The 26120-nt window shown below is 47.9% G+C and carries 27 protein-coding genes; all 27 read right to left on the bottom strand.

All coding sequences use genetic code 11. The features are described 5' to 3' along the window. Positions 1–156: 156 nt before the first annotated feature. The 27 genes from EDM52_RS02975 to fliQ all read right to left on the bottom strand — a co-directional run bounded on the left by EDM52_RS02975 (position 157) and on the right by fliQ (position 26093). Positions 157–1902 (bottom strand): proline--tRNA ligase, encoded by a 1746-nt coding sequence (locus EDM52_RS02975; RefSeq protein ID WP_183184813.1) that lies wholly within the window; start codon positions 1900–1902, stop codon positions 157–159. A 57-nt stretch (positions 1903–1959) separates the two neighbouring features. Beyond that, positions 1960–3042 (bottom strand): flavodoxin-dependent (E)-4-hydroxy-3-methylbut-2-enyl-diphosphate synthase, encoded by a 1083-nt coding sequence (gene ispG, locus EDM52_RS02980; RefSeq protein WP_122907516.1) that lies wholly within the window; start codon positions 3040–3042, stop codon positions 1960–1962. Positions 3043–3093: 51 nt separating this feature from the next. Further along, positions 3094–4365 (bottom strand): RIP metalloprotease RseP, encoded by a 1272-nt coding sequence (rseP, locus tag EDM52_RS02985; protein WP_122907517.1) that lies wholly within the window; start codon positions 4363–4365, stop codon positions 3094–3096. A 36-nt stretch (positions 4366–4401) separates the two neighbouring features. Next, the gene (locus EDM52_RS02990) at positions 4402–5559 is read right to left on the bottom strand and encodes a 1-deoxy-D-xylulose-5-phosphate reductoisomerase (RefSeq protein WP_122907518.1); all 1158 of its coding nucleotides are present in this window, start codon (positions 5557–5559) and stop codon (positions 4402–4404) included. A 40-nt stretch (positions 5560–5599) separates the two neighbouring features. Next, complete coding sequence (locus tag EDM52_RS02995; protein WP_122907519.1) at positions 5600–6385, bottom strand: phosphatidate cytidylyltransferase; 786 nt, start codon at positions 6383–6385, stop codon at positions 5600–5602. A gap of 17 nt (positions 6386–6402) precedes the next feature. After that, positions 6403–7173 carry an isoprenyl transferase gene (locus EDM52_RS03000; protein ID WP_122907520.1) on the bottom strand — a complete coding sequence of 257 codons (771 nt, stop codon included), beginning with the start codon at positions 7171–7173 and terminating at the stop codon, positions 6403–6405. A gap of 66 nt (positions 7174–7239) precedes the next feature. Next, entirely contained in the window at positions 7240–7797 is a 558-nt protein-coding gene (frr, locus tag EDM52_RS03005) for a ribosome recycling factor (RefSeq protein ID WP_122907521.1), read from the bottom strand. Between the two features lie 2 nt (positions 7798–7799). After that, the gene (pyrH, locus tag EDM52_RS03010) at positions 7800–8522 is read right to left on the bottom strand and encodes a UMP kinase (protein ID WP_122907522.1); all 723 of its coding nucleotides are present in this window, start codon (positions 8520–8522) and stop codon (positions 7800–7802) included. Positions 8523–8678: 156 nt separating this feature from the next. Continuing rightward, complete coding sequence (tsf, locus tag EDM52_RS03015) at positions 8679–9566, bottom strand: translation elongation factor Ts (RefSeq protein WP_122907523.1); 888 nt, start codon at positions 9564–9566, stop codon at positions 8679–8681. Between the two features lie 134 nt (positions 9567–9700). Further along, positions 9701–10411: a 30S ribosomal protein S2 gene (rpsB, locus tag EDM52_RS03020; RefSeq protein ID WP_122907524.1), complete on the bottom strand. Its 711-nt coding sequence runs from the start codon at positions 10409–10411 to the stop codon at positions 9701–9703. A 195-nt stretch (positions 10412–10606) separates the two neighbouring features. Next, entirely contained in the window at positions 10607–11221 is a 615-nt protein-coding gene (locus EDM52_RS03025) for a DNA polymerase III subunit gamma/tau (protein WP_122907525.1), read from the bottom strand. Further along, complete coding sequence (locus EDM52_RS03030) at positions 11214–11726, bottom strand: DUF6115 domain-containing protein (protein ID WP_122907526.1); 513 nt, start codon at positions 11724–11726, stop codon at positions 11214–11216. Before EDM52_RS03030 ends, EDM52_RS03025 begins: the two co-directional genes overlap by 8 nt. A 155-nt stretch (positions 11727–11881) precedes the next feature. Beyond that, positions 11882–12118, bottom strand: a complete 237-nt coding sequence (locus EDM52_RS03035; RefSeq protein WP_245996495.1) for a hypothetical protein — start codon at positions 12116–12118, stop codon at positions 11882–11884. A gap of 60 nt (positions 12119–12178) precedes the next feature. Continuing rightward, on the bottom strand, positions 12179–13597 hold the full coding sequence (locus EDM52_RS03040) for a DUF342 domain-containing protein (RefSeq protein ID WP_122907527.1): 1419 nt from the start codon (positions 13595–13597) through the stop codon (positions 12179–12181). A gap of 62 nt (positions 13598–13659) precedes the next feature. Continuing rightward, positions 13660–14448 carry a FliA/WhiG family RNA polymerase sigma factor gene (locus tag EDM52_RS03045; RefSeq protein ID WP_122907528.1) on the bottom strand — a complete coding sequence of 263 codons (789 nt, stop codon included), beginning with the start codon at positions 14446–14448 and terminating at the stop codon, positions 13660–13662. 17 nt (positions 14449–14465) lie between these two features. Continuing rightward, on the bottom strand, positions 14466–14852 hold the full coding sequence (locus EDM52_RS03050) for a hypothetical protein (RefSeq protein ID WP_122907529.1): 387 nt from the start codon (positions 14850–14852) through the stop codon (positions 14466–14468). 2 nt (positions 14853–14854) lie between these two features. Then, on the bottom strand, positions 14855–15340 hold the full coding sequence (locus EDM52_RS03055; RefSeq protein WP_122907530.1) for a chemotaxis protein CheD: 486 nt from the start codon (positions 15338–15340) through the stop codon (positions 14855–14857). Further along, on the bottom strand, positions 15327–15953 hold the full coding sequence (locus tag EDM52_RS03060) for a chemotaxis protein CheC (RefSeq protein WP_122907531.1): 627 nt from the start codon (positions 15951–15953) through the stop codon (positions 15327–15329). Before EDM52_RS03060 ends, EDM52_RS03055 begins: the two co-directional genes overlap by 14 nt. Before the next feature lie 5 nt (positions 15954–15958). Continuing rightward, positions 15959–16435 carry a chemotaxis protein CheW gene (locus EDM52_RS03065; protein ID WP_122907532.1) on the bottom strand — a complete coding sequence of 159 codons (477 nt, stop codon included), beginning with the start codon at positions 16433–16435 and terminating at the stop codon, positions 15959–15961. A gap of 15 nt (positions 16436–16450) precedes the next feature. Next, positions 16451–18496, bottom strand: coding sequence for a chemotaxis protein CheA (locus EDM52_RS03070; protein WP_122907533.1), 2046 nt, complete (start codon positions 18494–18496; stop codon positions 16451–16453). 20 nt (positions 18497–18516) lie between these two features. Beyond that, complete coding sequence (locus EDM52_RS03075; protein ID WP_122907534.1) at positions 18517–19635, bottom strand: protein-glutamate methylesterase/protein-glutamine glutaminase; 1119 nt, start codon at positions 19633–19635, stop codon at positions 18517–18519. A gap of 32 nt (positions 19636–19667) precedes the next feature. Continuing rightward, positions 19668–20531 carry a MinD/ParA family protein gene (locus EDM52_RS03080; RefSeq protein WP_122907535.1) on the bottom strand — a complete coding sequence of 288 codons (864 nt, stop codon included), beginning with the start codon at positions 20529–20531 and terminating at the stop codon, positions 19668–19670. Between the two features lie 5 nt (positions 20532–20536). Continuing rightward, entirely contained in the window at positions 20537–21886 is a 1350-nt protein-coding gene (gene flhF / locus EDM52_RS03085; protein ID WP_122907536.1) for a flagellar biosynthesis GTPase FlhF, read from the bottom strand. Continuing rightward, a complete protein-coding gene (flhA, locus tag EDM52_RS03090) occupies positions 21883–23925 on the bottom strand; it encodes a flagellar biosynthesis protein FlhA (protein WP_122907537.1) in 2043 nt (680 codons plus the stop codon). The genes flhF and flhA overlap by 4 nt, the downstream gene beginning before the upstream one ends. An 18-nt stretch (positions 23926–23943) precedes the next feature. Continuing rightward, positions 23944–25041: a flagellar biosynthesis protein FlhB gene (gene flhB, locus EDM52_RS03095; protein WP_122907538.1), complete on the bottom strand. Its 1098-nt coding sequence runs from the start codon at positions 25039–25041 to the stop codon at positions 23944–23946. A gap of 2 nt (positions 25042–25043) precedes the next feature. Then, positions 25044–25820, bottom strand: a complete 777-nt coding sequence (gene fliR, locus EDM52_RS03100; protein ID WP_122907539.1) for a flagellar biosynthetic protein FliR — start codon at positions 25818–25820, stop codon at positions 25044–25046. 3 nt (positions 25821–25823) lie between these two features. Beyond that, the gene (fliQ, locus tag EDM52_RS03105) at positions 25824–26093 is read right to left on the bottom strand and encodes a flagellar biosynthesis protein FliQ (RefSeq protein WP_122907540.1); all 270 of its coding nucleotides are present in this window, start codon (positions 26091–26093) and stop codon (positions 25824–25826) included. Positions 26094–26120: the final 27 nt, after the last annotated feature.

Genomic DNA, 26120 nt, shown 5'->3' on the forward strand with positions numbered 1-26120 from the left:
TGTGTAGAGGCAGGTTTTAGGCTGCAACGACAACCAAGCTGCATAGACGACTATGCTGCCCCTCATGCCATCGTGCATGAAAAAGAGGTACTCCCGATGTATGAGGGAAGTACCCCGTAATTTTCGACAAAATCCTACTCAAATCCTGCTTGCTTTTTACTCACCGAACAGTTCTGCCCCCGTGTGATCGATGCTGGCCAAAAGCTTTTTCACAGTTGGTACGAGCTCGTCCAAATTTACGTTATGTGTCTCGCCCGTTTTACGGATACGAACTTCTACCGTACCTTCTTGAGCCGCTTTATCGGATACCGTGATGCGCAATGGCAAACCGATCAGGTCAGCGTCCTTGAACTTGACACCTGCACGTTCTGGACGGTCATCGAACAAGACTTCCACTCCCGCACGATGCAATTGCTCAGTGACTTGTTCGCTTGTCAGTCTTTGCTCGTCCACTTTTACATTGACCGGAATGACATGTACGTGGAAAGGCGCAATGGCTACAGGCCAGATGATTCCGTTCTCATCATTGTTTTGTTCGATGGCAGCAGCAATCGTACGCGACACGCCAATACCGTAGCAACCCATGATCATCGGTTGGCTTCGTCCGTTTTCATCCAGGAAGGTGGCACCGATCGCTTGAGAGTATTTTGTACCCAGCTTGAAGACATGACCTACTTCTACACCGCGTGCAAACTTGATTGCACCGCCAGTACGTGGGCACTCGTCACCTTCTGTGATATTGCGCAGATCTGCAAAGCGTCCTACCTTGAAATCGCGACCGATGACTACATGAGCCAGGTGGTAATCAGCTTCGTTGGCACCGACGATACCATCATGGACATCCTGCACATAATTATCCGCAATGATTTCCACCTTTTCAGTATCGAGACCCACAGGACCCACAAATCCAGCCGGTGCCCCGGTCAAAGCGCGAAGATCCGCTTCTTGGGCCAACCCCACTTGTGTAGCGTCATATAGATTTTTCAGCTTCACTTCGTTTAATTCATGGTCACCGCGAACCAAAATCATAACGAGCTTTTCATCTACGCGGTAGATCAGGCTTTTGATGATTTGTTTGGCATCGACGTTCATTGCCTTCGTCAATTGCTCAATCGTTTTGACTCCTGGCGTATGAACTTTTTCAAACGCAGGCACTTCACCCTCTGGCTTTGCGGAAGGCTTGTACACGACTTCTGCCTTTTCCAGGTTGGCAGCAAAATCGCCTTCTTCTGAATAGGCAATCGTATCTTCTCCAATTTCGCACAGTGCCATGAATTCATAGGTACCTTTACCGCCGATTGCGCCAGCATCCGCCTCTACAGCACGGAAATTCAGACCGACGCGGGTAAAAATGCGTGTATAGGCGTCATACATGGCTTGGAAGTTGATATCCAATCCTTCTTGCGTCGTATCGAAGGAGTAGGCGTCCTTCATAATAAATTCACGGCAGCGGATCAAGCCAAAACGAGGTCTTACCTCATCCCGGAACTTCGTCTGAATCTGATAGAGGTTGATCGGGAGTTTTTTGTAAGAATTGATCTCGTCGCGAACCAGACTGGTAATGACCTCTTCGTGCGTCGGTCCAAGTGCAAAGGAACGATCATGACGGTCCTGCAAGCGGACCAACTCGGGACCATAAACATCCCATCTCCCTGTCTGATGCCACAATTCTGCGGGCTGCATCGCTGGCATCAACAGCTCTTGCCCACCCGCGCGATTCATCTCTTCACGCACAATAGCTTGGATTTTATGCAGAGTGCGGAGTGCCAGTGGCAGGTACGTATAAATACCGGATGCCAGCTGGCGAGCCATTCCGGCACGAAGCAGCAGCTTGTGGCTGGCAATCTCCGCGTCAGCAGGCACCTCCCGCAAAGTAGGAATCAACATTTGGCTTTGCTTCAACACGTGCGTGTCCTCCTTATGCCTCATCAGCAATCAACGTCTTGATCTCCAAAAAGCTTATTTTACTTGAGCAGGCTTTTGCTCATCTACCATTTCATTGATTTCTTTCATCAATTCTTCAAACAGTTCGTCTTCTTTCACTTTCCGTATAATTTCACCATTACGGAAAATCAGTCCCTCACCGTTTCCGCCAGCTACCCCTACATCTGCTTCACGCGCTTCACCTGGCCCGTTCACGGCACAGCCCATAACGGCTACCTTGAGCGGTACTTTCAGCGTCGAAATCGCGTCCTCCACTTTGGTTGCCAAACCGATCAGATCGATGGCGCAGCGTCCGCAGGATGGGCAGGCAATCACGACAGGGTCGTTATTCACGATATCCAGGCTGCGCAGGATTTGCTTCGCGACCTTGATTTCTTCCACAGGATCAGCTGTGAGCGATACGCGAATCGTATCACCGATTCCCATCGACAGCACGGTCCCAATCCCAACTGAGGATTTAATACTTCCAGAAAACTGAGTACCCGCTTCTGTCACACCCACATGCAAGGGATAATTGCGTTTTTGTGCCATCAAGGAATACGTTTGGATCATCGTTGGCACGTCTGATGATTTTAGCGAAATGACAATGTTGTCATAGTTGAGATCTTCCAAAATTTCTACGTGATCTATCGCGCTTTCCACGATTGCTTCTGGAGACGGATATCCGTACTTCTCCAGCAAGCGCTTCTCTACAGAACCGGAGTTTACCCCGATTCGAATCGGCACGTTGCGTTCCCGGCATGCTTCCACGACGCGTTTCGTTTTTTCTTTGGAGCCGATGTTGCCGGGATTGATCCGAATCTTGTCAATCCCGCTTTCCAGAGCAATCAGAGCCAACTTGTGGTCGAAGTGAATGTCGGCCACAAGCGGCAATGGGGAGCGCTCTTTGATCTGTTTGATGGCGCGAGCCGCATCCTCGTTGATGACGGCCAGGCGTACAATCTGACAACCGACATCATGCAGCCGTTGAATCTGGGCAAGTGTGCTTTCTACATCGCGCGTATCTGCGGTCGTCATCGATTGGATGACCACACTTTTCTGTCCTCCGATCTGCACTCCTCCAACAAATACCGGTTTCGTCTCCTCGCGCTTGTACATTTTGCACCATCCTTTATATTTGTCTGTCATTCATCATCATGTATTACGTCGCTATGCAAACAATCGTTGCAAGTCATTCCAGGTTACAACCAAAATCAAGAGCATCAAAAAGGCGAAGCCAAGGAAGTGAACCATTCCTTCCTTCTGCGGGTCAATTGGACGCCCACGAAGAGCCTCCACAGCGAGGAAGGCAAGTCTCCCTCCATCTAATGCTGGTAGCGGCAATAGGTTAAACAGTCCCAGGTTAATGCTCAATACAGCAGCCCATTGCATCAAGACTGCCATCCCCTGTTGAGCAAACTCTCCCGTCATTTTAAAGATCCCTACTGGTCCACTCAAATCATCCAGACCTACGCCGCCCGTAAACAGCATACCGAGACCTTTCAAAATCATGACCGTAAATTTGTATGTCGAGGTAACTCCGTATTTCAATGCCTCACCAGGTGCAGAAGTCAGGGATTGGGTAACCATGATCTTCCCGATGTTGTTCTCATCTGAAGTCACTTTTAGTGGAACCTTTGAAACTTGACCCTCACGCTCGATTTCGAAAGTCAATTCCTTATTGGGCGACTTGCTGACAATCTCGACGACCTGCTGCCAGGTTTCTACCCGTGTCCCCTCGATAGAGAGCACCTTATCCCCTTTTAACAAACCAGCTGCAGCTGCTGGACCTCCTGCTTTTACCTCACCGATCAAAGGTGCATCATTGGGCACACCGTATGAAAGTCCCAGTGCGACAAACAAGACAAAGGCGAGCAGAAAATTGGCTGCAGGACCGGCAAAAATGGCCCAAAAACGCTGGGACACGCTTTTCCCTTTAAACTGTCTATTCAATGGCGCAATTTGAACCTCACGCCCATCCTTCACCAATTGCGCCTGTGGATGAATAGAGAAATTGCGTTGTTCTCCGTCCACTTCCATCGTCACCGTCAGCGCTTCTTCCAAGTCATAGCGGAGCACGGTACCCGTAATGGCTCTAGCTGAACCGCCACTCTGCGCGCCATCCAACAGAAAATGTGTGACCTTCCCGACAGCGTCGCGTTCGATCGCGATTTCCATATTGGGTTGTAGCATATCCATTTCTGGGTCTTCTCCGGCCATGCGCACCATCCCACCGATGGGCAACAATCGAAGCGTGTATTCCGTTTCTCCCCGTTTCACGCTGAAGATTTTGGGTCCCATACCTAGAGCAAATTCACGACACAAAATGCCCGCTCTTTTGGCTAAAAGAAAGTGACCCAGCTCGTGAAAGAATACAAGAGCACCAAACACGACTACGATCGCAAGAACCGATTCTACGGAATCCAGATTGGGTAAAGGCAATTGAACAGCCACCTTTCATACCAGTATCGTACTGCCTTAACCGTTATTTACGAACGCCCGTGCTTGCGAGCGAGCCCATTGGTCAGCAGCAAAAATCTCTTCCAATGTAGGATTTGCAATTCCTTTGTGAGCATCACAGATTTTCCGTACGATTTGTTCAATCGCCAGAAATCCGATAGAGCCTTTTAGAAACAGATCAACGGCAACCTCGTTGGCCGCATTCAATACAGCCGTGTAGGTACCGCCTGCTTTTCCACACTCATAGGCCAATTGTAACAGAGGATAACGCTCAAAATCCATGACAGCAAAATGAAGCGTACCCAGTTTTACCAAGTTAAGAGGCTCTGTTTGCAACGGCATGCGTGTCGGATAACTGAGCGCGTATTGGATCGGCACTCTCATGTCAGGAGTACCAAGCTGCGCCATGACTGCACTATCCTTGAATTCGACCATCGAATGGATGATGCTTTCATAATGCAGAATGGTATCGATCTGCTTGTACGGCAAATCGAACAGCCAATGTGCTTCAATCACTTCAAGCCCTTTGTTCATCATTGTTGCCGAATCGATGGTGATTTTTGCACCCATGTTCCAATTGGGATGTGCCAATGCTTGTTCAAGTGTTACGTTGGCCAACTCATCACGTGTCAAATGACGAAAGGATCCACCTGATGCTGTGATGATCACTTTCGATACATCTTCACGCCGCTCTCCTTGTAAGCATTGGAAAATAGCCGAATGCTCACTGTCTACTGGAATAATCTGAACACCTTTTTCCTTAGCGGCCTTCATCACTACAGGCCCTGCGCTCACCAGTGTTTCCTTGTTGGCAAGACCAATCGTTTTTCCCTCTTCGATGGCTGCCAAGGTAGGCGCAACCCCAACACTGCCAACTACCGCAGTCATCACAAAGTTGGCTTCTGGATGACGAGCGACCTGCTCCAATCCTTCCGCTCCCACGGCAATTTCTGGCTTGGCTTCAGATCCCAGTAACCCGCGCAGGGCAAACGCAGCTTCCTCCGTACCGACAGAAACAAGTTGTGGCCGAAACTTCTTCACCTGCTCCGCCAGCACCTCCACATTGGTCCCGGCTGCCAAAGCGACAACCGAGAAGCTCTCAGGGTGCTGTTCAACTACGTCTAGTGTGCTTGTTCCAATTGAGCCTGTGGAGCCCAAGAGCGCTATTCGTTTCACGCTACTCACCCTCTATATCTCTTTCTATATGCGTCCCATGTCAGACAATACCTAATAGATGCAACACCGGAAAAACAAGGAGCATGCTGTCGAATCGATCCAACACGCCACCATGGCCTGGAATGATATGCCCAGAGTCCTTTACCCCGTAATGACGCTTGAATGCAGATTCCACCAAATCCCCTAACTGTCCAACGATCCCCGTCACAAGAGCAACGAGTAGGGCGTCTGTGATTGAAATGGAGCCCGTAATAGCGTTGACTCCCATCACTACCACTAGAGCTGCGAGCAGTCCTCCCAGCGCTCCCTCAATTGTCTTGTTCGGACTAATCTCCGGCCAAAGCTTATGTCTCCCCATTGCTTTGCCGATAAAATAAGCTCCCGAATCCGTTGACCAGATGCCAAAAAAGACGAGGATCGTAATCATCAATCCGTCGGGAAGGTTTCGGGCTGCAGCCATGAATGTAAAACCGTAGCCTATGTATAACGCTCCTACAATGGTAAGAGCGATGTGTTCAATGTGAAACTGATTTTTCCGTAATACGGAGTATATCAACAGCATCAGGAAGACGGGCAGCATCAGATCCGGTATGCTGATGTCCACCCAGGCAGAAAAGGCAAGGGATGGCCAGACAATGCTGATCATCAACACATATCCCAAAATCTCTGCCGTCAAGTACTGTTGAAGCCCTGCCATCCTCATAAATTCAAACAGGCCCACAGCGGCCAAAGCTAGAACAAGCAGGGAGTACCACGCATTCCCCAAATAAATCAGGAAAAGAAATGCGATACCGCCAATCAAGCCTGTTAAGATTCGTTGCTTCAACTGATTCCACCTCTCGGCTATACCGCCCCGTAGCGACGAGCTCGGCCTTGGTATTCCACAATGGCTTGATAAAAATGATCTCGGGTAAAATCAGGCCAAAGGACATCCGTAAACCACATTTCTGTGTAGGCTAGTTGCCACAGCATAAAGTTACTTAGACGAATTTCTCCACTGGTTCGAATCAACAAATCAGGGTCTGGAATATCGCTAGTATACAGGTAGCGGGAAATATACTGTTCATTGATCTCTTTCGGGTCGAGTTCTCCTGTTTTGACAAGTTCAGCCAATTCAGCAAAGGCGTTGACGATTTCATCACGTCCCCCGTAATTGAGGGCAAAATTAAGTTGTAAGCCCGTGTTGTCCTTTGTTCTTTTTTCCGCTTCCAAAAGGGCGTCCAACGTATGACCTGGCAGCTTATCCTTGCTCCCAAGCATCCGAATTCGCACCCCCCGTTCAATCAATTCATCCAATTCTGTCGACAAAAATTCTTGTGGAAGCTTCATCAAAAAATCTACCTCGTCACGAGGCCGCTTCCAGTTTTCTGTTGAAAAAGCATACATGGTCATGTAGCGAACGCCGAGTTCGTCTGCTGCTTTGACGACGTCCTTTACCGTTTTCATTCCTGCTCGATGACCGGCCACTCTGGGAAGATTGCGCATATTGGCCCACCGACCGTTGCCGTCCATGATTACTGCTACATGCTCAGGAATCTTGCCGGAACGATCCAGTTCAGTCATATCCAGTTGTTTTTCCTTGCGGGTCCATTTACGCGCTAGATGTTCTAACATAAGTGTTCCCCCGTAATGAGAGATATAGACATACATCCCCCTCCATAGAGGGGGATTCTTCTTTCCTTACACTTCCAAGATATCTTTTTCTTTGTCTTTTACAATTTTGTCTACTTCGGCAATGAATTTATCCGTTGTCTTTTGAATGTTGTCCTGATGACGACGAGATTCGTCTTCAGAGATAGTCGCCGCTTTTTCCAGCTTTTTGATCTCGTCATTGGCATCACGACGAATGTTACGGATCGCTACTTTTGCATCTTCACCGCTTTTTCCAGCCAGTTTCACCAATTCCTTACGACGCTCTTCTGTAAGCGGAGGAATAGCGAGTCGGATAATCACACCGTCGTTGGATGGCGAAATTCCAAGATCAGATTGTTGAATCGCGCGATCGATTTCTTTCAAAGCTGCTTTGTCCCAAGGCTGAATGATAATCATGCGTGGTTCAGGCACGCTGATATTCGCCAGCTGGCTGATCGGTGTCGGTGAACCGTAGTAATCAACCACAACGCGATCCAGCATGGCTGGGTTTGCACGTCCAGCGCGCAGGGTATTGAGATCTTTCTTCAAACTTGCTATCGCTTTATTCATACGATCTTCCATGTCTTTCGTTACATTTTGTGGCATCATTATTCCCCCTTTACTAGAGTACCGATTTTCTCACCCATTACAGCACGGCGAATATTGCCTTCTTCCGAGATGTTGAAGACGATTAACGGAATACTGTTGTCCATGCACAAACTGGATGCTGTAGAGTCCATTACACCTAGTCCCTTATTGAGAACTTCCAGGAAGGTGAGCTTATCGTATTTTTCCGCATTTGGATCCAGGCTAGGATCAGCAGAGTATACGCCATCAACCTTGTTTTTCGCCATCAGGATTACTTCTGCCTCGATCTCAGCAGCCCGCAAAGCTGCAGTGGTATCCGTAGAGAAGTACGGATTGCCTGTACCCGCAGCAAAGATCACGACTCGCATTTTTTCCAGATGACGAATGGCACGTCGACGTATGTATGGCTCAGCTACTTGTCTCATCTCAATGGAGGTTTGTACGCGAGTTGGAACATCCACTTGCTCCAGTCCGTCCTGCAAGGCGAGCGAGTTCATGACTGTAGCCAGCATGCCCATGTAGTCAGCTGTAGCACGGTCCATGCCCTTGGAGCTTCCGGAAAGTCCGCGCCAGATATTGCCGCCACCGACTACGACAGCGACTTGTACTCCCAACTCTACAATTTCCTTGATCTGATTGGCGACGGAGAAAATAATTTTCGGGTCTATCCCGTATCCTAATTCTCCCGCCAGAGCTTCCCCACTTAATTTTAACACAACGCGTTTATAGGCAGGAATTGGCATATGAAACGGCCTCCATTCATGAGTCATTCTCTGTGTATTGCCGGATTCCTTCCGACACACGCGGGCACATCTGCTTTTTACGTGCAGGAGAGTTTCACATATGTGAAACTCTCAGTTCGAAAATAGGGAACACAAAGGTGTTCCCTATTCCCCTTCTTATTGCTTATTCACTTGCGCCATTACTTCAGCAGCGAAATCTTCTTGCTTCTTCTCGATCCCTTCGCCTACTTGGAAGCGAACGAATTCTTTCAAGGTAGCGCCAGCTTCTTTCAGCAGTGCAGCAACCTTCTTGTCTGGATCTTTAACGAATGGTTGTTCAACGAGTACGTACTCTTCGAAGAACTTGGACAGGCGGCCTTCCACCATTTTTTCTACGATATTCGCAGGTTTGCCTTCAGCCAGCGCTTGGTTTTTCAATACTTCGCGCTCGCGTTCGATCTCGTCTTGGGAAACCTCTTCACGGTTTGCAAAGCGTGGGTTGGACGCAGCTGCGTGCATACCCAGATCTCTGGCCAGCGTTTCGTCTTGGGTACCTTCCAGAGTAACCAGAACGCCGATTCTTCCGCCCATGTGCAGGTAAGCACCGAACGCACCAGCATCCGATTTTTCGCTTACGAAGAAGCGACGGAAGGAGATGTTTTCACCGATTGTGGAAATTTTTTCGTTGATAACGTGAGCGAGTGTTTCTCCAGCACCCTTGAAAGGTTGCTCCAAAGCTTCTTCAACCGTAGCAGGGCGTTGGCTAACCACGTGTTCTGCAATGTCTTTCACCAGAGCTTGGAACTCAGGGTTTTTTCCTACGAAGTCTGTTTCGCAGTTCACTTCAACGATTGCTGCAACGTTGCCAGCTACTGCAGTAGCAGTCAAGCCTTCTGCTGCAATACGTCCGGATTTTTTCGCTGCTTTTGCGATACCTTTTTCACGGAGCAAATCGATTGCTTTTTCCATATCGCCTGCTGTTTCTTCCAGCGCGCGTTTGCAATCCATCATACCTGCGCCTGTACGTTCACGCAGTTCTTTAACCGCTTGTGCACTAATTGCCATTGAGAGAAACCTCCTTGATAAGTTACCGTCTAAGTATAGCCTTTCTAACTACCGCTTGCAAAAGACTCATTCATTTCGTCAAAAAAGGGTGGACGGGGGGTTCTGACACCCTCAGTCCACCCTCTCACACATGCTTACGCAGTTGTTGTGGTTTGTTGCTCTGTGCCTTGGTTGCCTTCGAGAAGGGCATCAGCCATTTTCGCAGTAAGCAGTTTTACTGCGCGGATAGCATCGTCATTACCAGGGATCACATAGTCAATCTCGTCTGGATCGCAGTTGGTGTCAACGATCGCAACGATTGGGATACCCAGTTTGCGAGCTTCAGCAACAGCAATGCGCTCTTTGCGTGGGTCGATGACGAACAGAGCGTCCGGCAGTTGATCCATATGAGCGATACCGCCGAGGAATTTTTCCAGGCGATCCATTTCTTTACGAAGTACGATTACTTCTTTTTTAGGCAGAACTTCAAACGTGCCATCTTCTTCCATACGTTTCAGCTCAGCCAAGCGAGATGTACGTTTTTTGATGGTTGTGAAGTTAGTCAGCGTACCACCCAACCAGCGTTGGTTGATGAAGTAGTGACCTGTGCGTTCTGCTTCTTCCTTAACGGATTCTTGTGCTTGTTTCTTCGTACCAACGAAGAGAATTTTTCCGCCGTTTTGGGAGAGCTCACGTACGAAGTTGTAAGCTTCCTCAACTTTTTTAACCGTTTTTTGCAAGTCAATAATGTAGATACCGTTACGTTCGGTGAAGATATAGCGAGCCATTTTCGGGTTCCAACGACGAGTTTGGTGACCAAAGTGAACACCAGCCTCGAGCAATTGTTTCATCGAAATTACTGCCATATTTCACACCTCCTTCAAAATGGTTTTTGTGATGCTTCCCTCCGCCTCACCGCATTTCTCAGCAAAACTACCATATGGTAGCACCGTTACTGGGATTGGTGGACGTGCGAATTTCAACACCGTTAATGAATATATCATATGGGTGTTTCAATTGCAACAAACGAATTCCCTTTTTTTCGCAAAAAAAAAAGCCGCCTATCTCTTGGGCGGTGTAGTGATTAATTTAACGATCTCTTCCTCTGTTGCTGGAACCGAAAGCTCGTAGGTTCCAACGCGGATTCGATTCAGTTTGTTTTGTGACCGCAACTCATCCACAAATGAATTGTCAGCAGGCAAAATGTTTTCTGCAACCAAAATTTGTGCTACCTTTTCAGCCGTAGCCTTGTAAGGGACGGTAAAGGAAGCAGTCTGGGGCGCTGTCGGTGCGTCTGCTACCTGTGGGGGAGCCGTTTCGGTCGCGGATTGTGCCGCTGGTACTTCAACAGGCGAAGAAGCTTCTGGCTCGGGTACAGAAGGAGTCTCAACGTTGTTGACCTGTGGTGGGGTTACCTGATTCACCTCAGGCTTGTCAGGGGAAGAGGGAGGAGTCGCAGCTGGCTTGACGTTTACTTTCTTTTCACCTTGCCACTGCTCGTACTCTTCCTTGTTCAGTACGACCATCTCCATTGCCTTTGCTGCTTCTTTTATCTGATCTTCGGTCATGGCACCAGGTGCTGAAACGGAAACCGGCTTGGGCGCAGTAAGTCCAATGATTGCGGTGGCAACCAGAATCCCTGCACCAAAGCCTGTCAACAATTCTCGTTTACGCATGGGCTTGACCCCTCTCATGCTTTGCTGCCAGCATAAAGATCAGATCAATCTCACCGCGCCCAGCTCCTAGGCGCTTGGCTATCTCATCGGGTGACAAACCCTCTTTTTCCAACTCAAATACTCGGCGATAACGTTCCTTCAAGGCAAGCATATCCACATCCGCTTGTTCCTTCTTTGTACTGCCTGACTCAACAGATACGGACTTGGGCTCTTCTCCTTGGGGGGGATTGCCAAGCCGTTCCAATTCATCAATACGCTTTCGCAATAGTGCCATCTCTTGCAAGAGATCAGAACGAGTCTGCTGTAATTCCGCAGTCGCCATCTCTTGCTGATGCTTGATTTGTTTGCCGAATCGTTGCAAACCACGTTCCAGCTCTGCCTTGTCCGTCGTGCGCTGTGTCAGTAATTCAGGATTGACATCATTTGTCTCTTTTTGCTTGATGATCAAGGCAAGCAGCATGATGACGATCCCTGCTCCGATCAAGATGATATACACTACGTCCATCCTAGCCACCCTTATCTTGGCATGTCTTGATTATTTATCTTCTATAATATACATGGATTATAACGAAATATCGATAAAACGCCCGCGTAAAGGATCACGCATGTCAACGGCTTCTGCCGTTTTCTCCTCGGTCGTCGAGTCTGAACCCGTAGTTGTCAGAATCGCTGCAGGCTCGTCTTTTTTTTCTGCCTTTGTTCGCGTTCACGGATCATGCCTTTTTCCGTATGCTCCACATCTATAGGTCTCTGGCGATTGTGCTCATCCAGTTGCTTACGCTCATCATGTAACAGCACTTGTTCATGAGTGGGGCGTTGGAGTTGTTGCTCCTGAATTCGTCCTACTTCTGTCATGCGAGGAATGGCCACCTGCAATTCAACTGCTTTCAGACTCATTGTGCGTAAGCCCCCTTCTCTCCCTGCAAGATTCACCAGAAGTTACGTAGCGCAGGTTCCCTACATTAGTGTGGCTCCGGTAATCTCCCCGTTTAATACCATGAAGCGAGTTCTGGCATACTCATGCTTGATAAAATGGACCAGCTTCCCAAACGTCATCTTGATACCTGGATACATACAGGTATACACTTCGATAGCGGCTGGCACTTCTCCTACCAATTCCGCTTCTACTTCTTTTTTGCGTGACTCCAAATTCTTTACTTCTTTTTCCAGGACTAAGCGTGTATTCGCAAGCTTGACCTGCATCAGGCGCTTGTCAGCTGGCAATTCGCCACTCACCTGGAGAATCTGATTGATAACCCCTAAGCCTTGATCTGTTTTGCGCAAATTTTCATATACATTTTGCAAATCTTTTTGAATCGAAGCCAATTCCTGGCGAAGCTCCGGCTTCACTCCGACCTCAAGAATAGTAGGTGTCGCGCTTGTATTTCCGTACACACGAGCTGCAATCTTTTCGCCGGCTTGCAAAACGCCACCAATAATGATTCCTTTGGCGCCATTGCACAAAATTTGTTTGCCAGCGCGAACAGTTGAGAACATGATGCTTTGCGAAACAATGACCTGATTTCCAGCAGTCACATTAGCATTTTGAATAAAGGAGGTTTGCACATTGTGTCCCGCTTTGATCGAGCCTTTATCCTGAGCGACAATGCCACTCTTGATTTCAATCGATCCTTGCGCTTCCAGCTCCGCACCTTCAACACTTCCGAGGACACGGATATCGCCAGAAGCTTTTACACGAAAACCATTCAGGACGTTCCCGCGAATGACCACCGTTCCCACAAAATCAATATTGCCGACTCCAAAATCGACATCCCCATTCACTTCAAAAATGGGGAATACGTTCATCTTGTCCCGATCAGTGAAAGAAACCTGTCCGTCTATGGCAGCATAAATCATCGTCCGCTCTTGATTTTGCACGACGTTTTTTCCAGGCTTGAGTACGGGTTCCTTTCCGGCTTTGGGCGCGATGGGCTCTCCGGTAACGGAAGTACCTGGTTTGCCAGCGGTAGCTGGTTTTTTTCTAGCCAAAAGTTGACCCTTCGCCACATTGGGAATACTGGTGAGATTGTAGAAATCGACACGCCCATCTTCCATTTCCTTGGGTCCATCTTCTTCTTGAACCGAAGCCAAGTAAGGGTACTCGATCGAACCATCTACACCATTGACAGGGGGCTCTCCGCTTGCCACGTTCAACAGCACATTCAGAAATTTTTGAGGCATCATACACAAGTTGCTTACAGCATCTTTACGGATTCCATAGGACACTCGATGCTGCTGCAGCGCTTTGTATACATCGGTTTCGGTAATGAGGATATGTTCCAGCTCTGTTTCTTCCGCTCTTAGAATGATTCCGGCTTCCAATTTGTCGGGTGATATTTTTACCTCTAATTGATATTGCCTTGTCCCTTCCATCATTCTACCCCCCTCTTAAATCTTTGGGATTGTTAGGATTGCCGTCGTACGTGTTCCCTCAGAATTTAGATCAACTGAGACTTCCACCTGGATAATGTAGAGCGCAGTCGGAATAACGCCTTGGAGTGAAGTTGAGAAATTCGGGATGGTGACAAGCTCATGATTTCAGCGATCTCTGATAATGTCATTTCTTCGAAGTAAAACAACGAAACCACTATTCTTTCTTTCTCAGGGAGCTTGTCAATTACATTTACCAAGACTTCTTTTAAACTGGAAACTTCTGCAACGGTTTCTGGTCGAGGAGTTGCTTCATCCACGATGTATGAATGTCTGGCTGTTTTTTGTTCTTCCTCGTCTCCCACCGCTTCATCGATCGAGACCATCGTCGCGAGGGACGTCTCATAAAATACTTGCTGCAATTCTTTTTCGCTGATCCCCAAATGTTTGGATACTTCTTCATCGCTCGGCATCCGCAGTGACTGTTGTTCCAAATAGGTATATGCTTCTTCTATTTTTTTTGCCTTGTCTCGAACTGTGCGTGGAATCCAATCATTCTCACGCAATCCATCGATCATGGCACCCCGAATCCGCCACATAGCGTAAGTCTCAAACTGAAGACCACGGGTATGATCAAATTTTGCCAGGGCATCCAGAAGGCCAAAGCGACCGTAGCTGATCAAGTCGTCCTTGTCGACATTCGCAGGCAGGTTGATTGCTACCCGATTTGCCACCTTGTCTACCAATGGCAAGAATTGAGTAACGAGATCCACTTCTGCCTCGCGACTGCCTTCTTGTTTCCACATAACCCATTTATCAAATTCTTTAGCTTTTTCCTGACTGGTTAGCCGTGCCACGAATTAGTCACCAACCTTTACTCATCTGATAAGCGCCTAATAACCTCTGCAACGGTGGTGGGATCCTCAGTTAAGGGATTGCGTTCCGGTTGTGCAAAAGTGAGCGGTGTAAATGAATCCTGCTCATCAGAATCCTCGACCTGCTCACCGGTTGGATGAGTCGATCCAGGAGACTCTGCACTCCCTGCTCCGTCGGCATCGACTGCTGTAGATGCAGGTTCAGAAGGTTGTGCAATCAAACCGAAAAGCCAACGGATTGGGAAAGCAGCAAGGAAAAATAGGAGAAATGCGACGCCGGCACGCTCCAGGGAGACAAGCCAGACGTTACTAACCCATGCGACACCAAATGTTACGACAAAAGCGAGAAGGGCTAATCCTGTATTTATCCAAATAGTTCCCAGCATCACTATACTTCCTTCACACCTTGATTTACGGTTCGGATTTGCAGCACGCCATTGGTAGAGTCAAGCTCGATCGTACGTCCGCAGTTTCCTCCCGTATCTTCCGCCACAATCTTTATTTGTGCTCCCTTTAGCGCCAATTTGCATGCTTCCACATTTCGAGGACCAATCCGCATCATATCGTTGGTGCCTAGAAAAGCAAACATCTGTGCCCCTCCGGCTAATTTCGCAACCATATGGCGAATAGACGCTCCCTCTTTTTGCATTTGCTGGATGAGGTAGGGGATCGCTGTATCTGCATACTTTCCAACAGTAGGCTCCCCGTTTTTTGCAAGAGTAGACTCCGGGAGCATGACGTGGGCCATGCCAGCAACCTTATGAACCTCGTCGTACAGAACAACCCCCACACATGACCCCAAGCCCGTGGTACGTAACCGACTCGGTGGTTTTGCTACACCGAGATCAGCCATACCTATCTTAATAATCTCCATCGAACGGAACTCCTAGTGAACGAAATAGTATCGGTAACGAATCTGGATCTGGTATCAGGAAAAAGTTGCCTTTCACTTGATCATTTCCTTCAAAGAAAGCCGTATCAATCGTGAGTGCGAAATCGCCCGTCTGCCCCAGTGCATACAAGCCATAGCTCAAGATAGCGCCCGCCATATCCACTGCAAGTCCAGGCACAGACGGCTGCAGGTTCAACTGCGTAAAGTCGGCTAATGAAGAAAGATAGGATCCTGTCAGGATATTTCCAATCTCGTGCAATGCGGAGACTTCCATCTCTTCCCATTCCTGAACCGTTTTGCTGATTCCCGTAACCTGGTGTAGCAAATGCGTGGCAGAATCCATATCCAGTATGAAAAACATGTTGCCTGGACTGTCTCCCTCCACTCGGAGGAAAACAGTCACTACTACGTTCTCCGCTCCGCCCACACAATCTGCCACTTCATCAAAGGGGATAATTCGCACTTGCGGTACTTTCATATCGATTTCCTTCTGCATGAGCTTGGAAAGAGCGGTTGCAGCATGTCCGGCTCCGATATTTCCGATTTCGCGCAAGACGTCGAACTGAAAATCCCCAAACTTTGTAAAATTGGCCATTATCCTTATCCCTCAAATGCATCCAATTGATTGATTTCCTCCGTGCTCAGCACCTTGTCCAGGTTGAGCAGGATGAGGAGACGCTTGTCCAGCTTCGCCACTCCTCTCAAATAGGCAGCTTCCACTCCACCAACCACTTCAGGTGGAGGTTCTATCGCATCTACTGGGATATCGATTACGTCGTTGGCGGCATCCACGATTAGGCCAACTTCCAGGTCATTCACTGCAACAATAATAATTCTGGTTGACTCGGAATACTCACTTTCTTCCAAATCAAATCGCTTTCTCAAGTCAATGATCGGCGTCACGACCCCGCGCAGATTGATGACCCCTTTGACGAATTTTGGTGTACGGGGAACCCGGGTGATATGTTCCAATTTCTCAATGGATCTCACCTGCTGTACTTCGACGCCGTACTCCTCGTCCTTTAACCGAAAGACAATCACTTTCACTTCGCCTACGATCTCTTTTTGCTCGAGCATGTGGCTGCCCCTCCTCTACTTGATCAGTGCGTTACAGTCGATAATGAGTGCTACTTGTCCGTCACCCAAAATGGTTGCGCCGGAAATGGCGAAGACATTTACCATGTATTTACCCAGGGATTTCAAGACGATTTCCTGTTGGCCGATAAACGAATCCACAACCAGTCCTGCCATTTTCTCCCCTTTGCGAACAATAACCACTGCTACCTCATCGTCGGTTTCAATCTGGTCGCTAGGTATTTGGAAAATCTCTTGCAGGGAGACGAGAGGAACGACACGACCTCTGAAATCAATGACCTTTTGGCGGTGAGCCATCATGATTTGATCTTTCTTAAAGACTGCGGTTTCGATGATCGAACTGAGAGGAACCGCAAATTTTTCATTTTTCACTTGAACCAGCATAGCGGAGATGATCGAGAGCGTCAGTGGCAATTGCACCAGGAATGTGGTTCCTTTGCCGCGTATGGAATCAACGCCGACACTTCCACCCAGAGACTCGATTTTGGTTTTTACTACATCGAGACCAACGCCACGGCCTGAGATATCGGAAATTACCTCGGCAGTACTGAAGCCGGAAGCAAACAGCAATTCGTGAATTTGCTTATCTGTCATCGTGTCTGCAACTGCCTGAGTAACAATTCCGCGTTCCAGTGCTTTTTTCAACACCTTGTCCTTGTTTATGCCTGCACCATCGTCCTTGACTTCGATAAAGACGTGGTTGCCGCTGTGAAACGCGCGAAGTTCAATCGTTCCTTCTTCCGATTTTCCAGCTTTCTTGCGGTCTATGACGGATTCAATACCGTGGTCAAGCGAGTTTCTAAGCAAGTGGACCAATGGATCCCCAATCTCGTCGATGACAGTGCGGTCCAGCTCTGTTTCAGCTCCGAAGATCTCCAGATTCACTTTTTTGTTCAGGTCCTTTGCCAAATCGCGAATCATCCGCGGGAAGCGGTTGAATACCTGTTCGACTGGAACCATGCGCATAGTCAGGATAATACTTTGCAAATCACCGCTGATACGGCTCATATGTTCAACCGTTTCCTGGAGTTCGGTTTTACCGATCTCACGTGCCAGCTGCTCCAATCGGCCACGATCGATAACCAGTTCGCTAAACAGGTTCATCAGGATATCCAGACGCTCGATATCGACGCGAATGGTTTTTCCTCCAGCAGCAGGTTTACGGCCTGCAGCAGGTTGTGCCGTCTCCTGCTTTTTCGTTTCATTCACTACAGGAGCTGTCGTCTTGGCTACCGGCGTCTCCTGGTCTGTTTTCTTAACCGAAATGACTTCAATCAGAACCTCGTGAATTTCCGAGATATTCTGAATCGCAGTCTTCACTTTTTCCAGTGGATGCATCGTGACGAACACGACTTCAAACGATTGATCGAAACGCTCATTCTCAATCTCCTGAACTGCCGGAGTCGTTTTGATCACATCACCCAAGGATTCGAGCTGGTCGAATACCATATAGGCACGCGCTGCTTTGAGCAAGCAATTGTCATTGAGCGTAACTTTGATCCAGAAAAGATTGTTACCAGCGTCCTTGGATTGCTTCAAAACAGTCTGAGCGTAATCATCCAGCCCGTAATCCCGATCCGAGGATTCAACCGTCGCTTCGATTGCCACAGCTTCAGGCTCTGCAACGGCAGATGCGGCTGCAACCTCTTGCTGTGCTGAAAAATCACCAGAAACAATCGCACGCAGCTGACGTACCGGATTGGATACATCGGCGGATCCATCTCCGCCTTCCGTAATATGGATCACCATGCCCTCAATCAAATCTACGCTTTGAAAAATGACGTCCATAATTTCGCTATTGATAGTCAATTTGTCATTACGGATCAGATCGAGCACATTTTCCGCTTCGTGCGTCAGGCTAGCCATATCTTCAAATCCCATTGTGGCAGACATGCCTTTTAGCGTATGTGCAGATCGGAAAATTTCATTGACAATCTGGATGTTCGTAGGATCGTTTTCTAAAATAAGAAGATTTGCGTTAATCGCTTGCAAGTGCTCTTTTGATTCTTCGATAAACATGTCCAAATACTGATTCATATCCATAGGTGATCCACCTCCCAAAATCAGTGCAAGAGCTTGCACAACAGCTCAGGAATCTTGTCCAAAGGAGCTACGTTGTCGGCTAGACCCGCTTGAACAGCGGATCTTGGCATGCCGTAGACGACACATGTCGATTCGTCTTCAATAATGCTCGTCACGACACCCTTTTCCTTCATAAGTTGCAGACCTTTTGTACCATCATTTCCCATGCCTGTCATGATAATTGCCCATTTGTCGACATTTGTCAATCTGCTGACAGATTCAAATAATACGTCTACGGAAGGGCGATGACCAGCACGAGGCTCCTGTTGGTTTAACCGTGCTTGCAAGCGTCCGTTGTTACTGTGAACTTCAAAATGATAGCCGCCCGGAGCGATATACGCCGTACCTGGCTCCAAGAATTCTCCATCCTGCACCTCTGTTACCTGGATGTTGGATAAAGAATTCAGTCTTTGGGCAAGCGATTTTGTAAAGCCTGCAGGCATGTGCTGCACGATCGCAATCGGCGCTGGGAATTGTGCCGGCAAAGAAGTCAGCACAGTCTGTAGGGCTTTCGGTCCTCCTGTGGATGTACCCAATACAACAAGCTTGGTACCCGCTCCTACGTGTTGACTCAGGCTGACAGGATTCGGCGGTACGACTGGTCGTAAGGGAGGACGAGGTTCAAATCGCGCTGTTGTTTGTGGTACAGGCGGTGTTTCTATGATCTTCTCCACCACGGATGTTCTTCTTCCGCGAAGATTTGACGTGGCGGCAGCTTTTACTCGCTCTATTAAACGGTCTGCTACTTTATGGATATCAAGAGAAATGGGGCCAGAAGGTTTTGTCACAAAATCAAAAGCGCCAAGCTCCAACGCGCGAATCGTGGCATCCGCCCCTTCACGCGTCAAGCTGCTGATCATGACAGTCGGTACCGGATGTTCACTCATCAGTTTCTCTAGTGCTTCCAGTCCGTTCATAATCGGCATCTCGATGTCCAAAGTCAGGACATCGGGTTGCAGCTTTTGGCATTTTTCAATACATTCCAGTCCATTCCTAGCTCGATCGATTACTTCAATATCCGAATCTGTGGATAGAATATCGGAAATCACTTTTCGCATAAACGCTGAATCGTCGGTGACGAGCACTCGAATCTTACTCATAAGCTGTCGCTCCCTTCCAACCTCCTGTTGCCTTATCGAATGAAGTGTTTCAGCTTCGCAATAAATCCTTTCAAACCACTCGGATGAGCCTCTGCTTCCGTGGAACTTTGCAAATACTGCCCCACCAGTCTTCGAATGCTTCGGGATGCTTGCGATTCTGGATATGTAAGGAGAAAAGGACGTTGTTGTTTCACTGCCTTAGAGACATAGGGATCATCAGAGACGTATCCGAGCGAGTGAATGTCCATATTCAGAAAGCGTTTGGCAACCATCGCCAGCTTGTCAGAAGTCATCTTGCCCTCTCGTTCCGACGTTACCCGATTGATCACCAAGCGTATCTTGATATCAGGATTTCGGGAGTGTAGCATTTTAATGACTGCATAGGCATCTGTGATCGCTGGAGGTTCCGGTGTAGTGACGAGAATAACCTCGTCAGATGAGAGCATAAAGCGGATGGATTCTTTGGAAAGTCCAGCTCCAGTATCAAAAATAATCGTATCGGCATACCCATGAAGGGGTTGTAGCTGGTTAAACAAGCGATCTAGCTTGGAATCCTCCAGTTGCATGATCTGTGTAAAGCCTGATCCACCTGCGATGAATTCCAGATCCCCTGGACCCTGCTCCAAAATATCCCATACTGACGTATCTGGCTCCAGTAGATGAAAGAGATGCTTCTTCGGAGAAATCCCCATCAAGACATCTAGATTGGCTAAGCCTAGATCTACATCAAACAAGATGGTTTTATGCCCTTTTTCGATCAAGCCAAGACCGAAATTCAAGCTGAAATTCGACTTGCCTACGCCACCCTTACCACTGGTCACTGTGACCAGTTTCGTTGGGCGTGGCTGATTCGTTCGCTGCATCCGTTCGCGGAGTTGTTCTGCTTGATCGCTCATCCATTTCAATCTCCCATAATCATGGTGGACACCATTCCCGGTTGGGCCACCATAATGTCATCAGGCACGTTTTGTCCTGTCGTGATGTAAGAGAGGGCAAGCCCTGTTTCCGTGGAAACATTCAACATGCTTCCGTAGCTGTGTGTTTCATCCGCTTTGGTAAAGATAATCTGACTGACCGGTACTTCGGAAAAATTTTGGATAATAGCTTTCATGTCACTGTACTTGGATGTCAGACTGAGCACCAGGTAATTCACACTGTTCTTTCCGTGCTGGACGAGCTCGCGAATGCCTTCCACATATTCGTCATTTCGAAAATTACGCCCTGCGGTGTCTACAAAGATCAGGTCGCAATCACTTAAGCGTTCCATCGCTTGGGCCATCTCTTTCGGAGAAAATACAACTTCCAACGGAACATTCAAGATGTTGGCATACGTTTTCAACTGCTCGATGGCTGCCATGCGATAGGTATCCGCTGTGATAAAGCCGATTTTGCGCTTGTCCTGCAGCATACTGTTCGCTGCAAGCTTGGCAATCGTCGTCGTTTTCCCTACACCGGTTGGTCCAAAGAAAAAGGCATATTCGATATTGCGCTCCAGCTTTTGTGACGGTGGCAAATTTGCCGAGAACATAGCAGAGATTTTTTCTCTCGCTGCTCTGAAGGCTTCTTCTTTCGTCCACTCTTGCCCGGGCCTGGAAGAATCCATCAAGGAACGAATGATCTCTGCGGAGATTTCATCGGAAACCTCTTGCTCCATCAATCGATTTCTTACCAATTGGACCGCTTCTGGCAACTGCTGGCTCAAATCGTTCACCAGCAGCTTTTCAAACATCTTGCGCATGTCCCGAACTTCATTTGCCAACAGCTCATTTCCACCATTGGCCGCAGACTGACTTCCTCCATCAATTCGCGAAAGGGTGTTCGTTACGGGTTGGGCTTCTACTGCCGTGATATCCTGTCTCTTTAATTCTGACGATCCCACAGCCTCATCAGTGGAAGGCGTTCGTCCCAGAGCATGCTCATCCTGCGTTCTGGAAGCGACTGCGGTCGTAGCTGCGGTCGCTTCCAAAGGAGCTGCGGTCGGCCTGCGATACGCTTGCTGTGCTGTGTAAGTACCAGCTGTGTTGCGAGACGGTACATCCAATTGCCGATCCGATGCGGTAGGTTTGTTTTCTTCTGATGCTTTTTCGTCAATCGCTGCGATCACTTCGATTCGCTGTTTGCCGAACATACCGAACACACCACCTGTTTTGATCGGTTTGGAGTTCAATATGACCGCATCGCTACCCAGATCCGTTTTGATTCTTTCCAAAGCTTGTGGCATGGAATCGACTATGTACCGTTTCACTCTCACGAAATGTTCACCATCCCTACACTTTGCACTTCAACATGTGGTTCTAATTCGCTGTAAGACAATACCGGAACATCAGGCATCATCCGATCCAGCAGTTGACGAAGATACATCCGAATTGCTGGTGAAGACAAAATAATCGGTTGCTGTCCGGAGTTTACCATCTTGCTCACCTCAGACGACATGACATGGTAGATTCTCTGGGAGGTTTCCGGGTCCATGGCAAGATAGCTTCCCTGCTCAGATTGCTCGATTCGTTCGGAAATCGCCTTTTCCAGACCTGCACCTGCAGTCAATACGCGCAAAGGTTGTCCGGTCTCTGTGTATTGCAAGGTGATCTGGCGAGACATCGCTTGTCTGACGTATTCAGTCAATACCTCTGGATCTTTCGTGTAGACAGCGTGGTCAGCCAACGCTTCCAAAATAACGGGCAGATTGCGGATGGAAACTTTTTCTCGCAAGAGCTTTTGCAGGACCTTTTGCACGTCACCAATCGACAGAGATCCTGGAATCAACTCATCTACCAGTACTGGAGCGGTTTCTCTCACATTGTCAATTAAAGCACGCGTTTCTTGACGGCCAAGTAATTCATGCGCATAGCGTTTTACAATTTCCGTCAAATGCGTCGCTACAACAGATGGAGGATCAACTACCGTGTAACCGGACATCTCAGCTATTTCCTTATTCTCTTCTGTTACCCATAATGCAGGCAATCCAAACGCAGGTTCAACGGTTTCTATTCCGACAATCGAATCATCTTCAATTCCCGGGCTCATGGCCAGATAGTGGTCCAGCATGATTTCCCCTTTGGCTACCTGGTTGCCTTTAATTTTGATCATGTATTCGTTAGGTCGCAGCTGAATATTGTCGCGGATCCGAATGACTGGTACCACAATCCCCATTTCCAACGCGATTTGACGCCGGATCATGATGACACGATCCAGGAGGTCGCCCCCCTGCTTCACGTCTGCGAGAGGAATCAGTCCGTAACCAAACTCGAACTCGATCGGGTCTACCTGCAGGAGATTGACAACGCTCTCTGGGCTTCGGACTTCTTCGATCTGCTGCTCTTCCACCAGATCTGCCGATTCTTGCATATCGACTTTTTGTTTCTGTGCCAGCTTCCATCCTGCAAACGTAAGGATCCCCACAACCGGTATTACGGGCAAAAGACCGATTGGAGTAAACAAACCGAGCATCAGGATACAACCCGAAACGATGTACAGCAGTTTAGGAAAGCTAAACATTTGCTTGGCAATATCTTCTCCCAAGCCCTCGCCTGTTGTGGAGCGTGTGACGATGATACCGGCAGCTGTGGAGATCAGCAACGCTGGAATTTGGCTGACGAGCGCATCCCCGACAGACATGGTCGTGAAGTGAGAGGCAGATTCTGCAAAGCCCATTCCGTGAATTAACATCCCGATGATGAAACCACCGATAATGTTGACGATGAAGATGATAATCCCGGCGATGGCGTCCCCTTTTACAAATTTACTGGCACCATCCATCGAACCGTAAAAATCTGCCTCATTTTCGATTTTTTTGCGTCGCGCTCTCGCATCTGCTTCGGTTATCATTCCTGCGTTCAGGTCAGCGTCAATACTCATCTGTTTACCTGGCATCGCGTCCAAGGTAAAGCGGGCTGCAACTTCGGCTACGCGCTCGGAACCTTTCGTGATAACGATAAACTGAATAATGATCAGGATCAGGAACACTACGAAACCTACCACTTGGTTCCCCCCGACGACAAAGCTTCCGAAGGTCTCAATTACCTTACCACCCTCTCCTTCCGAGAGAATGTTTCGCGTCGTAGATACGTTCAGTGCTAGGCGAAAGAGTGTTGTAATGAGCAATACGGTAGGAAAAATCGAAAATTCCAGAACTTCTTTGGTGTACATCGAGACAAGCAAAATCGTTAACGCAAGGGAGATGTTCAGAATAAGCAGCAAATCGAGCAGTTCTGAAGGGAGTGGGATCACCATCATGACCACAATGCTTATTACAAATAAGACGGTTCCTAGCTCTTTATATTTAAATCCCACTGTAGATCCTCCTTCCACCTATTTCACTTTCCCCTGCAGCTTGTATACGTACGCGAGAATCTCCGCGACCGCTTTAAACAACTCTTCGGGAATTTGTTGTCCTACTTCAACCTGACTATAGAGAGCCCTGGCCAAGGGCTTGTTTTCCATTGTAATGATACGGTGCTTTTTGGCCACCTCCCTGATTTTCAAAGCAAGGTAGTCTTGTCCTTTGGCCACCACCGTTGGAGCACTCATATCGTTCGCATCGTAGCGAATAGCTACAGCGAAGTGAGTGGGGTTGGTAATGATAACATCCGCGTTGGGTACATCCTGCATCATCCGTCGCAATGCCATGCTGCGCTGCCGTTCGCGAATCTTGCCTTTGATTAAAGGATCACCTTCAGCTTGCTTGTGTTCATCTTTCAGGTCCTGCTTGGACATGCGCAGATTTTTTTCGTGCTCATATCGTTGATACACATAATCTAGCACCGCAAAAATAAATAATAGTAAGCCTATGTACACACCGAGCTTGATAACTAGCCCACCCGCGAAGGTAAGTACTGCTCCCAACGAGAGCATCGATAGCTGCACCAATTGTTCCTTCGCGTCCCACAGGATCAAATAAGCTACAAAAATTCCTGCACTAATTTTTAATAAGGATTTAAAAAGTTCTACTAATGAGCGCAGTGAGAAAAGTTTCTTTGCCCCTTTGATCGGATCGATTTTCTCCAGTTTCATTTCCAACGTTTTGGTAGTAAACAACCAACCCACTTGCATGTAATTGACAACCAACGCGACCAGAAACGAGAGCGCCATAACAGGAGCTACGATTTTTACCGCCTCAAAAATAAACTGCATGATGATCACTTTCAGATTTTCCTCATTTACCTGCCATCCTGTGTAGGTGACAAGTGACTCTCTCATGATTCCCTGAAAGGTATCGAGCATCGAAGCACCTAACATAAGAAGAAGGACAAAGAAAGCCGTTAAAGCTATGGAAGGAGAGAGATCAGAGCTTTTCGCTACTTGCCCTTTTTTTCGAGCATCATCCCGCTTTTTTGGCGTAGCTTTTTCTGTCTTTTCTCCATTGAAATACTGCAAGTCAACAGGATAGGCAAATTGTATACGTTTCATGCTTATCCTCCGAGCCATTTCATCATTTCTCCAAGTCCACGGAACATTTTTTCAAACAAAGCATTCAACGTTAGCAGGAAAGCTGGCATCAGCACAATCAAAAGCAAGAAACCGGCAAGCAGCTTCAGTGGCAATCCCACGACAAAGATGTTGAATTGCGGTACTGATTTCGCCACAATCCCTAAGGAAACATCAACAAGGAAAAGGGCAACGACCAATGGTGCAGCTATCATAAATGCACTCAAGAACATCTGAGAAAATACTTTTACAGCTGTCATCATCACTTGCTCACTGCCAAAGGGTGCCCACATTCGATCCACCGGAATAATCTGATAGCTACTAATAATTCCGCGAATCAGCATGTGATGTCCGTCAATACTAAAGAAGTATAGTGTGGCTAAAATGTTTTTAAAGTTCCCTGTTACGGGTATGTAAGCCCCTGTACGTGGGTCTATCACGTTTGCCATCGCTAAACCCATTTGCATATCCATCATCCCGCCCGCTACCTGTACAGCCGTATACATGATTTCACAAATCAAACCTAAAATGACTCCGACAAGCACTTCCTTGAGGACGTGAATGATAAAGGTGAGATCCATCGGTACTTGCTCGACAGGCGGAACATATTGGTAACTGACCAACGCCACGATAAACCCCAGAGCAATTTTAAACTGACTTGGAACGTTACGTATGTTAAAGAACGGTGCTGCGACAAAAAAAGCAGTCATACGGACAAATACAAGCAAAAAAACGGGTAATTGCATTAGAATCAGATTCATACGCTACCCTACAAATCGATGGAGGTTGCCAAGAATCCCCATCGCAAAATCCAACATCGTTTGCAGCATCCAAGGTCCCACCACGAGGATAATGATAAAAACGCCAACGATCTTTGGTACAAAAGCCAGCGTCTGTTCCTGAATCTGAGTCGTTGCCTGAAAAATGCTCACCATCAAACCGATCAAGAGGGCGATCCCGAGTGCAGGTGCTGCCACTATAAGGATGGTATAAACAGCGCTTTGGGCAATTTGCATCAGCAGTTCTTGTGTCATGCCTCTACCTCCTTGTGCGTGCCCTTC

This window comes from Brevibacillus invocatus, from assembly GCF_003710915.1.
Classification (GTDB): domain Bacteria; phylum Bacillota; class Bacilli; order Brevibacillales; family Brevibacillaceae; genus Brevibacillus; species Brevibacillus invocatus.